This window comes from Photobacterium sp. ABD4_091, assembly GCF_056160145.1.
On sequence record NZ_JBSWWQ010000001.1, the window covers coordinates 842,599 to 857,245 of the forward strand.

General features: G+C 53.2%; 14 protein-coding genes. 12 read left to right on the forward strand and 2 right to left on the reverse strand.

Annotated features, from left to right (window positions below; translation table 11 throughout):
• Positions 1-68 precede the first annotated feature (68 nt).
• A complete protein-coding gene (locus ACXAGQ_RS03735) occupies positions 69-551 on the reverse strand; it encodes a zinc ribbon-containing protein (RefSeq protein ID WP_475238743.1) in 483 nt (160 codons plus the stop codon).
• Positions 552-735: 184 nt separating this feature from the next.
• On the opposite strand from ACXAGQ_RS03735, the gene leuS reads away from it, so the two are divergent.
• From leuS to lipA, 12 genes are all read left to right on the forward strand, one after another.
• Entirely contained in the window at positions 736-3,309 is a 2,574-nt protein-coding gene (gene leuS / locus ACXAGQ_RS03740) for a leucine--tRNA ligase (RefSeq protein WP_475251900.1), read from the forward strand.
• Positions 3,310-3,505: 196 nt separating this feature from the next.
• Positions 3,506-4,126: an LPS-assembly lipoprotein LptE gene (locus ACXAGQ_RS03745; RefSeq protein ID WP_475254656.1), complete on the forward strand. Its 621-nt coding sequence runs from the start codon at positions 3,506-3,508 to the stop codon at positions 4,124-4,126.
• A complete protein-coding gene (gene holA, locus ACXAGQ_RS03750; RefSeq protein ID WP_475251902.1) occupies positions 4,123-5,151 on the forward strand; it encodes a DNA polymerase III subunit delta in 1,029 nt (342 codons plus the stop codon). The genes ACXAGQ_RS03745 and holA overlap by 4 nt, the downstream gene beginning before the upstream one ends.
• A 133-nt stretch (positions 5,152-5,284) precedes the next feature.
• Positions 5,285-5,620, forward strand: a complete 336-nt coding sequence (rsfS, locus tag ACXAGQ_RS03755) for a ribosome silencing factor (RefSeq protein WP_475251904.1) — start codon at positions 5,285-5,287, stop codon at positions 5,618-5,620.
• Between the two features lie 6 nt (positions 5,621-5,626).
• The gene (gene rlmH, locus ACXAGQ_RS03760) at positions 5,627-6,097 is read left to right on the forward strand and encodes a 23S rRNA (pseudouridine(1915)-N(3))-methyltransferase RlmH (RefSeq protein ID WP_475251906.1); all 471 of its coding nucleotides are present in this window, start codon (positions 5,627-5,629) and stop codon (positions 6,095-6,097) included.
• A 6-nt stretch (positions 6,098-6,103) separates the two neighbouring features.
• Positions 6,104-8,059, forward strand: a complete 1,956-nt coding sequence (mrdA, locus tag ACXAGQ_RS03765) for a penicillin-binding protein 2 (protein WP_475251908.1) — start codon at positions 6,104-6,106, stop codon at positions 8,057-8,059.
• Positions 8,056-9,177, forward strand: a complete 1,122-nt coding sequence (gene mrdB, locus ACXAGQ_RS03770) for a peptidoglycan glycosyltransferase MrdB (RefSeq protein WP_475251910.1) — start codon at positions 8,056-8,058, stop codon at positions 9,175-9,177. The genes mrdA and mrdB overlap by 4 nt, the downstream gene beginning before the upstream one ends.
• Complete coding sequence (locus ACXAGQ_RS03775) at positions 9,178-9,984, forward strand: septal ring lytic transglycosylase RlpA family protein (RefSeq protein WP_475251912.1); 807 nt, start codon at positions 9,178-9,180, stop codon at positions 9,982-9,984.
• 186 nt (positions 9,985-10,170) lie between these two features.
• Positions 10,171-11,346, forward strand: coding sequence for a serine hydrolase (locus ACXAGQ_RS03780; protein ID WP_475251914.1), 1,176 nt, complete (start codon positions 10,171-10,173; stop codon positions 11,344-11,346).
• A 172-nt stretch (positions 11,347-11,518) separates the two neighbouring features.
• Positions 11,519-11,794 carry a DUF493 family protein YbeD gene (gene ybeD / locus ACXAGQ_RS03785; protein WP_475251916.1) on the forward strand — a complete coding sequence of 92 codons (276 nt, stop codon included), beginning with the start codon at positions 11,519-11,521 and terminating at the stop codon, positions 11,792-11,794.
• A 106-nt stretch (positions 11,795-11,900) separates the two neighbouring features.
• The gene (lipB, locus tag ACXAGQ_RS03790) at positions 11,901-12,548 is read left to right on the forward strand and encodes a lipoyl(octanoyl) transferase LipB (protein ID WP_475251918.1); all 648 of its coding nucleotides are present in this window, start codon (positions 11,901-11,903) and stop codon (positions 12,546-12,548) included.
• Entirely contained in the window at positions 12,545-13,516 is a 972-nt protein-coding gene (lipA, locus tag ACXAGQ_RS03795; protein ID WP_475251920.1) for a lipoyl synthase, read from the forward strand. Before lipB ends, lipA begins: the two co-directional genes overlap by 4 nt.
• A 72-nt stretch (positions 13,517-13,588) precedes the next feature.
• On the opposite strand, the gene bamC is transcribed toward lipA, so the two are convergent.
• Positions 13,589-14,617, reverse strand: a complete 1,029-nt coding sequence (gene bamC, locus ACXAGQ_RS03800; RefSeq protein WP_475251922.1) for an outer membrane protein assembly factor BamC — start codon at positions 14,615-14,617, stop codon at positions 13,589-13,591.
• Positions 14,618-14,647: the final 30 nt, after the last annotated feature.

Here is a 14,647-nt window from a genome sequence, read left to right on the forward strand (position 1 = left end):
ATACCGCACACGATAAAAAAACGGGCCTTCTGGCCCGTTTTCGTCTCTATCTGTTTAATAAGTATAAGTTACGGGGAGAGTGGCTTACGGGTAAAGCGGGTATGCCCGCAGTTCAAGCACGGAGAGATCTCCTTGACGTGAGTGATCACTTCGTCATGGCCGCATTTTTCACAGACCAAGTGGCCAAGGCCAACAATCTCGCCGGCTTCATACACGCCCTGATGCTTGAGATCCCCCATCACCTCATGCCATTCAATCTGGGTTTTATCCGTCGCTTCGGCAAGCCCCTCCCAGATAGTTTCCTTGACGACCCGGTAGAATGGACTATCACCAAACGGAGCCGGGCTCTCGTCGGCATTCTGACCGAACTCCTGCACGTCCCGCTTGAGGTAAGCAGAAATCAACGCCAGCTCATCCTTGGTCATATCGCTGGCCGCCTGGCGGTACTTTTCCGTCACTTCTGCCCAGTGCTTTAGCTCGTCAGGGCTGTGCTTGAGGGTTTCCGTCACTTGCTCGAGTAGCGCCTCATAATCCGTTTTCTTTGTTGCCATAGGTCACCTCCTATCCGCTAATTCACCGGCATCCGCCTGCCTTCTGCGTAATTGGCACCATTATCGGCCAACAATTCGTCCCCGAAGTGGTTTCAGCTATTGTTGACACCTTTACCTTTAGTTATTCTATGTCGATTATATTGAATGTGTTTGTACTCAACTCACAAAATCCCGGATGTCATCGATGCAAGAACAATATCGTCCACAGGACATTGAACAGAAAGTTCAAGAACATTGGGACAACAAAAAGACCTTTGTTGTAAGTGAAGACCCTAATAAAGAAAAATTCTACTGTCTCTCCATGTTCCCGTACCCAAGTGGTCGACTGCACATGGGTCACGTGCGTAACTACACCATCGGTGATGTGATCTCTCGTTACCAGCGCCTGCAGGGCAAAAACGTGATGCAGCCAATCGGCTGGGATGCGTTCGGCCTGCCTGCCGAAAACGCCGCGGTTAAGAACAAGACTGCACCGGCACCTTGGACTTACGAGAACATCGAATACATGAAGAACCAGCTGAAACTGCTGGGCTTCGGCTACGACTGGAAGCGTGAATTCGCGACCTGTACCCCTGAATACTACCGCTGGGAGCAGGAGTTCTTCACTAAGCTGTACGAGAAAGGCTTGGTTTACAAGAAGACTTCTTCAGTTAACTGGTGTCCGAACGATCAGACTGTACTGGCTAACGAGCAGGTAGAAGACGGTTGCTGCTGGCGTTGTGACACCCCGGTAGAGCAAAAAGAAATCCCTCAGTGGTTCATCAAGATCACTGAATACGCCCAGGAACTACTGGACGATCTAGACAACCTTGATGGCTGGCCTGACATGGTTAAAACCATGCAGCGCAACTGGATCGGCCGCTCTGAAGGTGTTGAACTTAAGTTCGAAGTGAAAGGCCAAGACGATCTGGAAGTTTACACAACCCGTCCAGATACTCTAATGGGCGTCACTTACGTTGGTATTGCAGCAGGCCACCCTCTAGCAGCAGCGGCTGCTGAGAATAACCCTGAGCTTGCAGCGTTCATCGAAGAATGCCGTAACACCAAGGTAGCCGAAGCTGAGCTGGCCACCATGGAAAAGAAAGGCATGGCAACCGGCCTGACGGCGATTCACCCGCTTAACGGCCGTGAAGTACCAGTCTTCGTTGCTAACTTCGTATTGATGGATTACGGCACAGGCGCGGTAATGGCAGTACCTGCCCACGACCAGCGTGACTACGAGTTCGCGACCAAGTACGGTCTGGACATTGTTCCGGTCATCAAGCCAGAAGACGGCAGCGAGCTAGACATCTCTGAAGCAGCATACACCGAGAAAGGCGTATTGTTCGATTCAGGTGAATTCGACGGCCTGGGCTTCCAAGCAGCGTTCGATGCCATTGCAGCGAAGCTAGAAGCTGAAGGCAAAGGCCAGAAGACTGTTAACTTCCGCCTGCGCGACTGGGGTGTATCCCGCCAGCGTTACTGGGGCGCGCCAATCCCGATGGTGACCACTGAAGACGGCGAAGTTCACCCGGTACCGGCTGACCAGCTACCTGTGATCCTGCCTGAAGATGTGGTGATGGACGGCGTAACTAGCCCGATCAAAGCAGACAAAGAGTGGGCGAAGACCACATTCAATGGCGAGCCGGCACTGCGTGAAACAGATACCTTCGATACCTTCATGGAATCGTCTTGGTACTACGCACGCTACTGTTCGCCTCAAGCTGACGAGATGCTAGATTCTGATGCAGCGAACTACTGGCTGCCGGTTGACCAGTACATCGGTGGTATCGAGCACGCATGTATGCACCTGCTGTACTCGCGCTTCTTCCACAAGCTACTGCGTGACAGCGGTATGGTAACCAGCGACGAGCCGTTCAAGCAGCTGCTTTGTCAGGGTATGGTACTGGCTGATGCTTACTACTACACCAACGAGAAAGGCGCGAAGATCTGGGTTGCACCAACAGATGTGACTGTTGAGCGTGACGAAAAGGGCCGTATCACCAAAGCAGTTGATAACGAGGGCAACGAAGTGATTCACTCGGGCATGACCAAGATGTCCAAGTCGAAGAACAACGGTATCGACCCGCAGGAAATGGTTGATAAGTACGGTGCCGACACCGTTCGCCTATTCATGATGTTCGCCTCTCCTGCAGACATGACGCTGGAATGGCAAGAGTCTGGTGTTGAAGGTGCCAACCGCTTCCTGAAGCGTGTTTGGAAACTGGTTCACGACCACACAGCCAAAGGCGAAGCTGAAGCCCTTGATGTAGCTGCATTGACGTCAGATCAGAAAGCACTGCGCCGCGATGTGCACAAGACTATCGCCAAAGTGGGTGATGACATCGGCCGCCGCCAGACGTTCAACACCGCTATCGCAGCTATCATGGAGCTGATGAACAAGCTGACCAAAGCCTCTCAGGAAAGTGCACAAGACCGTGCCCTACTTGACGAAGCACTGAAAGCTATCGTTCGTATGCTATACCCAATGACACCACACATCTGTTTCGAAATGTGGGAAGCGCTGGGCCAGAGCGATGTTGACCACGCCGAGTGGCCAGTCGCTGACGAGAAAGCGTTGGTTGAAGACGAGAAGCTGATTGTTGTTCAGGTAAACGGTAAGCTGCGTGCTAAGCTGACAGTAGCTGCTGATGCAACAAAAGAACAAGTCGAAGCCTTGGCGATGGCCGATGAAGGCGTGACCAAATTCACTAACGAAAAAACCATTCGTAAAGTGATTTACGTACCGGGCAAACTGCTTAACATTGTTGCGAACTAATTTCGCATCGAACTAAAGCAATTTCCCAGTGCCTAACCTGTGGCTCCTGTATGGAGCCACAGTTTAATCCGGCTTACCCAATTCTATAAGCACCATCCGCGTCAGCCGGTCAGTTTTCACTTTTTTTCATGGAGCAGACTCGGTGAGAGCTTTCATTTCTCCAAAAAGCATTATCCGAACCTTCTTTGTTGTCCTTATGGCGCTGGCAACTGCATCTTGCGGTTTTCACCTCCGTGGTAACTACATGCTACCCGACGACATTGCCAAACTTTCCCTGACCAGCTTTGACCGATACGGTCAGCTACACCGTCAGGTCAAATCCCAATTCCAGCTGCACGGTATCGAGCCGGTTGCGCCTTCTGCTCAGGTACCTAATCTACACCTGATCAGTGAGAGGACTAACGAGCGTACCCTGTCGCTCTACCAGAATGCCCGTGCCGCCGAATACGAGCTCACCTACACAGTGCAATACCGTATCGTAGTGCCAGGCAAAGGTAGCCAGAGCTACACCACCCGCGTCAACCGCACCTTCCTTGATAACCCATTGACTGCACTAGCAAAGTCTGTCGAGCGCGATATGATCGAGCAGGAAATGCGTGAGCAGGCCGCCAAGCAGATCATGCGCCAGCTTGCCCGCCTGACAGCGGTGTTTAGCCAGATGGAAGAAGAGGAGCTGGAAGCCCTGCTGCAGCAAAGCACCGACAACGAAGCTGACGAGCATATCAGCACCGAGCTCGGGTTGGATGTCAAAGCAGACAGCGTGTCGGCCTCTGATAACAGCAATCAATCAGCGATGCAGGTTGAGTCTGCACAATGAGGATATACCCGGAACAACTGCCACAGCAACTGGGCAAAGGGCTGCGTTCTGCCTACTTGCTGTGCGGCAACGAGCCTCTGCTGAAACTGGAAGCCAGCGACCAAATCAAACAGGCCGCCCAGCAAGCCGGTTTTGATGAACGCCACAGCTTTACCGTGGATGCCCAGCTCGATTGGAACACCATTCTCGACTGCTGCCAGGCCATGAGCCTATTTTCCGCCCGCCAGATCATCGAGCTGGAGCTGCCGGAAAACGGCCTCAATGCCCAGCAGGCCAAGTCACTGCAGGAAGTTATCGACAGCCTGCACGAAGACATCCTGTTGCTGGTGCAGGGCCCGCGCCTCAACAAGAAACAAGAAAGCACCAAGTGGTTCAAGGCACTGGATGCCAAAGGGCTGTATATTCCCTGCAACACCCCGGACGCCCGCCATTTGCCGCGCTTTATCCAGGGCCGCTGCCAGCAGCTCGGCCTCAAGCCAGACCATGAATCCGTTCAACTGCTGGCGCAATGGCATGAGGGTAACCTGCTGGCATTGGCCCAGAGCCTGCAAAAACTGGTACTGCTCTATCCTGATGGTGACCTGACCGTTGTCCGTCTCGAGGAGGCGCTGAGCCGCCATAACCACTACACCCCGTTCCAGCTGCTCGATGCCGTGCTGGCCGGCCAGGCCAAGCGCAGCCAACGGGTGCTGCGCCAGCTGCAGGGCGAAGGCGTTGAAGCGGTGATCCTGCTGCGCACCTTGCAGCGCGAGCTGACCCAGCTATACAAAATGCAGGAGATGGGCAGCAAGGGCACCTCGCTCAACAACATCTTCGAGAACTTCCGGATCTGGCAGAGCCGGCGGGAAGTGTACATCGGTGCCCTGCACCGGCTACCGCTGCCGACACTGGTCAAGCTGCTCCGGCAGCTGGCAGAGCTGGAGCTGAGGGTCAAAACCGACTTTGACTACCAGCCCTGGGATGCCCTCTCGGCCCTATGCGCCGAAATGTGCGGCATACCCACCGCGATACCGGGCGATTTTTAGCCACCCAGGGCAAGTTAGGCGCAGGCTATGTAAAGTTACTGCCAACTTGTCATTGGCAAGCTTGAGCATGGTATACTGCGCCGCTACATTGGGACCCAGCGTTATCTGGGTCTACAGTAATGACACCAAACACATGAAAGAGGACCCCCTTTTGCAGGTTCAAGAACTACACGATTTTATTGTTGATAAAGTAGATGACATCAAAGCACAGGACATCGTTACCCTGGATGTTCGCGGTAAATCAAGCATCACTGATTTCATGGTACTGTGTACCGGTACTTCCAACCGCCATGTCGCCTCGATTGCCGATCACGTTAACAAAGAATCGAAGCTGATTGACTACCCGCCATTTGGGATCAGTGGCGAAGAAGACGGTGAGTGGGTTATTGTTGATATGGGAAGCGTTATGCTGCATATCATGCAGGAGGACGCACGTAACCTGTACCAACTGGAGAAGCTTTGGGGCTAACCGACAATGAAGCTTCAACTGATTGCTGTCGGCACCAAGATGCCGAAATGGGTCGAGGAAGGCTATAAAGAATACAGCCGCCGCTTCCCTAAAGACATGCCACTGGAGCTGGTCGAAATCCCGGCCGGCAAACGCGGCAAGAATGCCGATATCGCCCGTATCCTGCAAAAGGAAGGCGAAGCGATGCTGGCCGCGGTGCCTAAAGGCAACCGTATTGTCACCTTGGATATCCCGGGCAAGCGCTGGGATACCGAGCAACTTGCGGGTCAAATGGAAAGCTGGAAACTGGACGGCCGGGATGTCTCTATCCTGATCGGCGGCCCGGAAGGCTTGGCACCGGCTTGCAAGGCTGCTGCCGACCAGAGCTGGTCGCTGTCTCCCCTGACACTACCCCACCCGCTGGTACGTATTGTCATGGCTGAAAGCCTGTACCGCGCCTGGAGCATCACAGCTAACCACCCGTACCATAGGGAATAATGGGCGATGAGACAAAAGCGAACGCAGATCCGCGACCACCGGGCTGAGTCGGCGTTATTTTTCCGCCGGGCTCTTGTCTCATTTATCGGCATCGTCGTGCTGGTAGGGATCTTGCTCACTAACCTGTATCATATCCAGATCCAGGAGCACGAAGACTACCAGACACGGTCGAACGATAACCGGATCAAAATAGTCCCTGTCGCCCCTAACCGCGGCCTGATCTACGACCGTAACGGTATCCTTCTCGCCGAGAACCGCCCGGTATACTCGCTCGAGATCACCTCGGAAAAAGTACCGGACAGGCAAGATACCTTCGATCGCCTCAAAGAATTGATGGGCGTCACCGACGAGCAGATCGAGCGCTTCGAGCGTGAGCGCCGCCGTACCCGGCGATTCAAATCTGTTCCTATCCTCAACCAGCTCACCGAAGACCAGGTCGCCCTGTTCTCGGTCAACCAGCACCGTTTCCCGGGCGTAGAAGTCAAAGCCTACCTCAAACGCCACTACCCATATGGCGAGGCCCTGACCCATGTGCTGGGCTATGTAGCCAAAATCAACGACCGCGATATCCAACGCCTGGAACGTGAAGAAAAGATCAATAACTACAAAGCAACCCGGGACATCGGCAAGCTGGGTATCGAACGCTATTACGAAGATATGCTGCACGGCACCTCCGGCTACCAAGAAGTCGAGGTCAACAGCCGAGGGCGGATCATCCGCACCCTCAAATATGTCCCGCCAATTCCTGGCAACGACATCAAACTGAATATCGACATCGAGCTCCAGCTTTATGTCAAAGAGCTGCTAACCGAGCGTAAACTCGATCCAGATAGCGGTGAAGAGCTGATCAAATACAAACGCGGCTCTGTCATTGTCATGGATCCGCGTGACTCGTCAGTGCTGGCGATGGTGTCTAGCCCGAGCTACGACCCTAACCTGTTCGTCCACGGCATTTCCGGTCCTCAGTACCGCGAATTGCTGAACGATAAAAACCGCCCGTTGGTGAACCGGGTGACGCTGGGTATTTACCCGCCAGCCTCGACCATCAAACCGATGATCGCCGTCGCGGCTCTGAGTGAGGGGGTTATCACCACCCGCACCACCCGAAACGATCCGGGATATTGGCGGATCCCGAACTCCAACAGCCGCCCGTTCCGCGACTGGCTTCGCTGGGGCCACGGTAAGGTCGATATTTACAAGGCCATTGAAGAGTCAGTCGATACCTTCTACTACCAGATTGCCTATGACATGGGGATTGATCGCCTGTCAGACTGGATGAGCCGCTTCGGTTTCGGTGAATACACTGGCATCGATATCCATGAAGAAAGCAAAGCCAATATGCCAACCCGTGAATGGAAGCAAGCCCGTTTCCGCCAACCTTGGTATCAAGGGGATACAATCCCGGTAGGCATTGGCCAGGGTTACTGGACAGCAACACCACTGCAGATAGCAAAGGCAACTACAGTGCTGGTGAACAATGGCCGCGTTCAGGCGCCTCACCTGCTCAAAGACATCATTGATGACGATGTCGAACAGCCGGCGGTCTATGACGACTTCCCACCGATCGACAATGTTGATCCTAAGTACTGGGATGTGGCTAAGGAAGGGATGTTCCGGGTACTTCACGGTGTTCGGGGTACTGCCCGCCGTCCGTTTTATGGCAGTGAATACAAAGCCGGTGGTAAGTCCGGTTCGGCGCAGGTCTTTGGCCTAGCAGAAGATCAGGAATACAACGCCGAGGAGCTGGAAGAGCACCTCCGTGACCACGCCCTGTTTACCGCCTTTGCGCCATATGACAAGCCGGAAGTCGTGGTATCCATGGTGTTGGAAAATGCTGGTGGCGGTTCGTCGAACGGTGGCCCGGTCGCACGTCGGATTTTCGACCACATGCTACTTAAACCAGAAACTCCTGACCCACTGGTAGAAATTGTCGACAAGAAAATCGCCGAGGTATCGCAATGAGCATCATGGCCGCAACCGGTAACAAAAGGACCTTGAGTGACCGCCTGCACCTGGACTTCCCATTGTTGATGGGGATCATTACCTTGATGGGCTTCGCCCTGATGGTGATGTACAGCGCCAGCGGCCAGGAAGTTGCAATGATGGAGCGCCAGGCGATCCGCATGGTGCTGTCATTGGGGATCATGTTCATTTTGGCCCAGATCTCACCACGCCATTATGAAACCTGGGCTCCCTACCTGTTCGGGGTCGGCCTGGTCTTACTGCTTGGTGTTTTATTCTTTGGAGAGTCATCCAAAGGTGCCCAGCGCTGGCTTAACTTGGGTTTTGTCCGCTTCCAGCCGTCTGAGCTGATCAAACTGGCGGTACCACTGATGGTAGCGCGCTTTATCGGCAACAACCCGCTGCCGCCAAGCCTGAAGAACATTGTCATTGCACTGGTGATGATTTTTGTCCCGACCATCCTGATTGCCAAACAGCCCGACTTGGGCACCTCGATCCTGATCGCCGCGTCGGGGGTTTTCGTGCTGTTCCTGTCGGGCATGAGCTGGAAAATCATCAGTGCAGCCGCGCTGCTGGTGGGAGCCTTTATCCCGGTATTATGGATATTCCTGATGCGGGATTACCAACGTACCCGGGTGTTGACCCTGTTCAACCCTGAGTCCGATCCGCTCGGCGCTGGTTACCATATCATCCAGTCTAAGATTGCCATCGGTTCCGGCGGCCTATCAGGCAAAGGCTGGCTGCAGGGTACCCAGTCGCAGCTGGAATTCCTGCCCGAACGCCATACCGACTTTATCTTTGCGGTGATCGCCGAGGAGTGGGGTCTGATCGGTGTACTTTGCCTGCTGGCTATCTACCTGTTCATCATCGGCCGCGGCTTGCTGCTCGCCAGCCGCGCCCAGACCGCTTTCGGGCGGATGATGGCCGGTAGTATCGTGCTGAGTTTTTTTGTTTATATTTTCGTGAATATCGGGATGGTCAGCGGTTTGCTGCCTGTTGTGGGGGTGCCGCTTCCGCTGGTCAGTTACGGGGGTACCTCTATGGTTACCCTAATGGCGGGCTTCGGGATCCTGATGTCTATTCATACCCATAGAAAAATGTTGTCCAAGGCGACCTAAATGCGCATATCACCCTTACTCCTTGTTCTTATCCTTGCTGGGTGCAGCTCGACACCGAGCACCGAGCGCTACGATCTAGCCGACGATATCGCACCGGAATCGTCCCCGACCCTGGATCATATCGAAGATGCCCAGCCACGTTACGAGCCTCTGAGCCTAGCCGGTAACAAGGACTACACTCTGCGCGGCAAGCACTATCAAATAGTGCAAAGTGATCAGCCATTTGTTGAAGAAGGTGATGCTTCATGGTACGGCCAGAAATTCCATGGCCACAAGACCTCCAACGGTGAGATCTATGACATGTATTCCATGACAGCGGCACATAAGACGCTGCCACTGCCGAGCTATGTCAAAGTCACCAACACCAGCAACGGCAAAAGCGCGATTGTCCGGGTGAACGACCGAGGGCCTTTCCACGACGGCCGGATCATCGATTTGAGTATGGCCGCCGCAGCTAGGCTGGATGTAATCAAGCACGGCACCGCACCGGTCAAAATCGAGCTGATCCAGGTTGCCAAGCCGGATAACCCTAACGAGTGGCAAAGCGCCAACCCCAACCTTTACTTTGTCCAGCTGGCGGCTGTGACCAATGCCGACAAAGCCGACAAGATAGCCAAACAGCTGGAACAAGAGTTCGATACTTCGGTAGATCTCAAGAAAGCAGAATCGGCGGAAATCTACCGCTTGCGCCTCGGCCCATATATCGACCGCGACGAAGCCATAGCTCACCGCGACAAAGCCAAGGCCGGGCAATACCCGCAAGCCTTTATCATCACATCCAAACGCGAGCTGGAACCAAAGTCCTAACGCGAAGTCATAGATAAATACCAGAGTAAAGTGTTGCTCTGGTATTTTTTTGACTCAGACTTATGTCAAAATTTGCCAAGAGTCACCTTGCCGCACAACATATCCGAGCCCAAAGCTGGTCTCATATTGACAATCTGATATAGTGTGTGAAGTTTTTTACATTCGACAAATTAAGTTACAACCAACATGAAAAAATCTGCTGCACTTTTTCGCTCTGTTGCTATTTCAGCAACCTTGCTGGCTTCAGCAACAGCAGCGGCTGCCCCAGCTGTAGTACCTGAAGCCCCTCAGATTGCTGCCAAGGGCTATGTCCTTATGGACTATCATTCAGGCAAGATCCTGGCAGGCAATAAAGAATACGACCAAATCCCACCGGCCAGCTTGACCAAAATGATGACCAGCTACGTTATCGGTCAGGAAGTCAACCGTGGCAATATTTCTCTTGATGACACGGTAGTGATCAGCAAGAACGCCTGGGCAAAGAACTTCCCTGGCTCATCGAAAATGTTCATCGAGGTGGGGAGCGAGGTAAAAGTTTCTGACCTCAACCGCGGCATCATCATCCAGTCGGGTAACGACGCCTGTGTCGCGATGGCTGAGCACGTGGCAGGCTCTGAAGACTCTTTCGTCGACCTGATGAACGCCTGGGCCAAGACCCTTGGCATGGATTCGACCCACTTTGCCAACGTGCACGGCCTTGATAACCCAGACCTTTATACGACGCCGTATGACATGGCGCTGCTGGCACAGGGCCTGATCCGCGACGTACCAGACGAATTCGCGATCTACAAAGAGAAATCTTTTACTTATAACGGCATCACCCAGTACAACCGAAATAGCCTGCTATGGGACAAGAGCCTCAACGTTGACGGCCTTAAAACTGGCCACACCAACAATGCCGGCTACAGCTTGGTAAGTACTGCAACCGAAGGCCAAATGCGCCTAGTGGCGGTTGTGATGGGCACAAGCAACCCTAATGCCCGTAAAGCTGAGAGCAAGAAGCTACTGAACTACGGTTTCCGCTTCTTCGAAACCGTGTCCCCGCATAAAGCGAACGAGACATTTGTCACTGAAAAAGTCTGGATGGGCGACAAAGCTGAAGTATCCCTTGGCGTAAGCGAAGATACCTTCGTGACCCTGCCTCGTGGCTTAACCAAAGATCTAACCGCTAGTTTCGTACTGGAGAAAGAGCTAAAAGCCCCGATCCAGAAAGGCGATGTGGTCGGCAAGCTCTACTACCGCGCAGGCGATGAAGACATTGCCGAGTACCCGCTGCTGGCACTGGATGATATCAACGAAGGCAGCATGTTCAGCCGCCTGATTGATTACATCATGCTGCTATTCAAGGGCTGGTTGAGCTAACCCTTCTGCAGTTCAGGTAACATACCGATAAATAAAGAAAAGAGGCAGCCTTGGGTTGCCTCTTCCTTTTCTGCCCGCCGGTGAACCCACCTGATAGCTTGTGAAAAAGCCCTATACCCATTAATATGCTCGGCTAACATCGCAAAATGAATGCAAATACTCGGAGTTCAGCATGCAGCAGCAAGAGCAGCCAAAACTAAAAGATCTTCTAGAGTTCCCTTGTAAGTTCACTTACAAGGTGATGGGTTACAACAAACCTGAGCTCCCAGATCTGGTTGTCGAGGTGATCCAGCGTCACGCACCAGGCGATTACACCCCGATCGTCAAGCCAAGTGGCAAAGGGACCTACAGCGCCGTGTCTGTTTCTATCACAGCCACATCGATTGAGCAGGTAGAGACCCTCTACAAAGAGTTGGGTGAAATCGACATCGTTCGCGTTGTGTTGTAAGCACTTCCCTATTCCCCTATAAATTGGCGGCTGTAAATTCAGCCGCCAAGTTTTATAATGGGTATCAGTTTTTCAGGCTTCGCCAAACGACTAAATGGGTGTGACATTGCAAGATAAAATCATTATTCGCAACCTCGGCCGCCAAGATTACCAACCTATCTGGCAGGCAATGCATCAGTTCACCGACGAACGTAGCCCGGAAACCACGGATGAAGTCTGGCTGGTTGAGCACAACCCTGTGTTTACCCAAGGCCAGGCTGGCAAAGCCGAGCACCTGCTCAACACCGGGGATATCCCCGTCGTGCAAAGCGACCGTGGTGGTCAGGTCACGTATCACGGGCCGGGCCAGCTAGTTGCCTATATCCTGATCGACTTACGTCGAAAAAAAATGGGTGTGCGCGATCTCGTCACGCATATCGAAAACACAATCATCAAGACCCTTTCCCAGTTCGGGATTGAGTCCAATGCCCGCCCTGATGCCCCTGGTGTCTATGTCTCTGGTCAGAAGATATGTTCACTTGGATTACGGATCAGACGCGGTTGCTCTTTTCACGGTCTGGCACTCAATATCAATATGGATCTGGCTCCTTTCCTGCGCATCAACCCATGTGGTTATGCCGGGATGGAAATGACGCAAACCGCGTTGTTGAATGGGCCTTCTGAACTAGCGGAAATTCAGCCTGTACTCGTAGAAGAGTTGGTCAACCTGCTCGATTACCAGAGCATTGAGTGGAAAACGGAAAGCAATTCATGAGTAAACCAATCAAAATTGAACAAGGTGTCAAATACCGTGATGCCGACAAAATGGCTCTTATCCCTACCCGCAATGTAGAGGTTGAGGAGGCGCCGAAAGAAGTGCTGCGCAAGCCTGAGTGGATGAAGATCAAGCTTCCTTCAGACAGCCAGCGTATCCAAGACATCAAGTCTGCAATGCGCAAGAACAAGCTGCACTCAGTGTGTGAGGAAGCCTCTTGCCCGAACTTGGCAGAGTGTTTCAACCACGGCACGGCAACCTTTATGATCCTGGGTGCAATCTGTACCCGTCGCTGCCCGTTCTGTGATGTTGCCCACGGCCGCCCACTGCCACCAAATGCAGAAGAACCACAGCACCTAGCCAAGACCATCGCAGACATGAAGCTACGCTACGTCGTAGTGACCTCTGTTGACCGTGATGACCTACGTGATGGCGGTGCCCAGCACTTTGCTGATTGTACTCGTGAAATCCGCGCTTTGAACCCAGAGATCAAGATCGAGACGCTTGTCCCTGATTTCCGTGGCCGTATGGATCGCGCGCTGGACATCCTGCGTGATAACCCGCCAGATGTGTTCAACCACAACCTTGAAACTGCCCCGCGCCTTTACCGTAAGGCTCGCCCAGGTGCCAACTACCAGTGGTCGCTTGACCTGCTGAAGAAGTTCAAGGAAATGCACCCTGAAGTGCCAACCAAATCAGGCGTGATGATGGGGCTGGGTGAAACCAAAGAAGAGATCATCCAGGTGCTCAAGGATCTGCGTGCCCATGGTGTAACCATGCTGACATTGGGCCAGTACCTGGCACCAAGCCGCCACCACCTACCGGTTGAGCGCTATGTGCCGCCTGCGGAATTCGATGAGCTGAAAGAAATTGCCCTTGAGCTTGGTTTTACCCACGCAGCTTGTGGCCCATTTGTTCGTTCTTCTTACCATGCCGATATGCAGGCTAAAGGTGAAGAAGTGAAATAAGCCAATGTTGGCAACATAAAAAAACGCAGCTGAGAAATCAGCTGCGTTTTTTATTGCCATCTATTTCAGCGTTTAGCCTTGGTTAGCTCGCTCGATAGCGGCTGCCATGACTGGCGCAAGGCTGTTAAGCGCTTGCTCGGTAACTGGCTTGCCATCGGTATCGGTAATATTGATAGACGTACGGTTACCCAGATCACCCAGCTGCAGATTATAAGCACGGTTTTCCAGTTCTACTGGCTGGGTGCCCAAATCAGCCCAGAATTCATCATCCGGCGACTTGAACTGTACCTCGACCACACCCTGTGAGCGGTTACGGCCTTCCACAACAAAACCAAGCTGGCCCAGTACTTCTGGCAAGCGTTCCCAGAACACATTGTAAGGTGCACGGGCAATAATCACCGGCAGGCCGCTGCGGTCCTGTCCCATAGAGATAGGGATTTGCTTCACCAACTCCTGGGCACGCAGGCGGGCTTGCTCTCGCTCTTGCTCGTCATAGCGCGAGGTAACCAAGTTGGTCATCAGAATACTGTAGCGCTCTTTGTTGTCAGCGCTAACCGGCTGTTCAACACCGCCTTCACGCCAGTCTACCAGCATGATACGGTAGCTATAGCGGCCGCCATCAGCAGACTTCTCGATCCGGTAACGGCTACCAATTTCGGTATCTTCGTCTTCGTTATTCCAGTTCAGCCAGTCAGTTTCGATAGCATTGGCCGTTTGGCTTCTCAGTCCGATGTTCTGCTCGGCAATCAGCTTCTGGGTCACCGACCAAACATCCGACAGATCTTCCTGCTTGACCATTACCAGAGTCACACCGTCATCATCCCGCAGTGCTCGCGCACCCGGGATCAGTGCCAATACCTGCTGCGGTGGGCGGATATCAACCCCAGAACCAATCGCTCCCTGGTACTCACCCGACGGGATAGCATAGTCACTGACCTGTGCCGACTGGGCATCGCTAGGCAGTGTCCAGCTTTCCAATGGTTGGGTATTGAGGTAGTTAAAGTCCTGATTCGCCTGACGGCGGCGCTCTGCACCGTCAGAACAACCAGCCAGTGTAACGACTGCAACGGCAGCTGCCACCAGCTTATACTTATAATTCATTACGCTTCTGCGCTCCTACGCTCTAGCAAA

Coding starts and splice junctions, on each gene's coding strand:
- ACXAGQ_RS03775 (WP_475251912.1), top strand. CDS start 9,178: ATGCGCATATCACCCTTACTCCTTGTTCTTATCCTTGCTGGGTGCAGC.
- rlmH (WP_475251906.1), top strand. CDS start 5,627: ATGAAGCTTCAACTGATTGCTGTCGGCACCAAGATGCCGAAATGGGTC.
- mrdA (WP_475251908.1), top strand. CDS start 6,104: ATGAGACAAAAGCGAACGCAGATCCGCGACCACCGGGCTGAGTCGGCG.
- holA (WP_475251902.1), top strand. CDS start 4,123: ATGAGGATATACCCGGAACAACTGCCACAGCAACTGGGCAAAGGGCTG.
- leuS (WP_475251900.1), top strand. CDS start 736: ATGCAAGAACAATATCGTCCACAGGACATTGAACAGAAAGTTCAAGAA.
- ACXAGQ_RS03735 (WP_475238743.1), bottom strand. CDS start 551: ATGGCAACAAAGAAAACGGATTATGAGGCGCTACTCGAGCAAGTGACG.
- ACXAGQ_RS03745 (WP_475254656.1), top strand. CDS start 3,506: ATGGCGCTGGCAACTGCATCTTGCGGTTTTCACCTCCGTGGTAACTAC.
- mrdB (WP_475251910.1), top strand. CDS start 8,056: ATGAGCATCATGGCCGCAACCGGTAACAAAAGGACCTTGAGTGACCGC.
- lipA (WP_475251920.1), top strand. CDS start 12,545: ATGAGTAAACCAATCAAAATTGAACAAGGTGTCAAATACCGTGATGCC.
- rsfS (WP_475251904.1), top strand. CDS start 5,285: ATGAAAGAGGACCCCCTTTTGCAGGTTCAAGAACTACACGATTTTATT.
- ybeD (WP_475251916.1), top strand. CDS start 11,519: ATGCAGCAGCAAGAGCAGCCAAAACTAAAAGATCTTCTAGAGTTCCCT.
- bamC (WP_475251922.1), bottom strand. CDS start 14,617: ATGAATTATAAGTATAAGCTGGTGGCAGCTGCCGTTGCAGTCGTTACA.
- ACXAGQ_RS03780 (WP_475251914.1), top strand. CDS start 10,171: ATGAAAAAATCTGCTGCACTTTTTCGCTCTGTTGCTATTTCAGCAACC.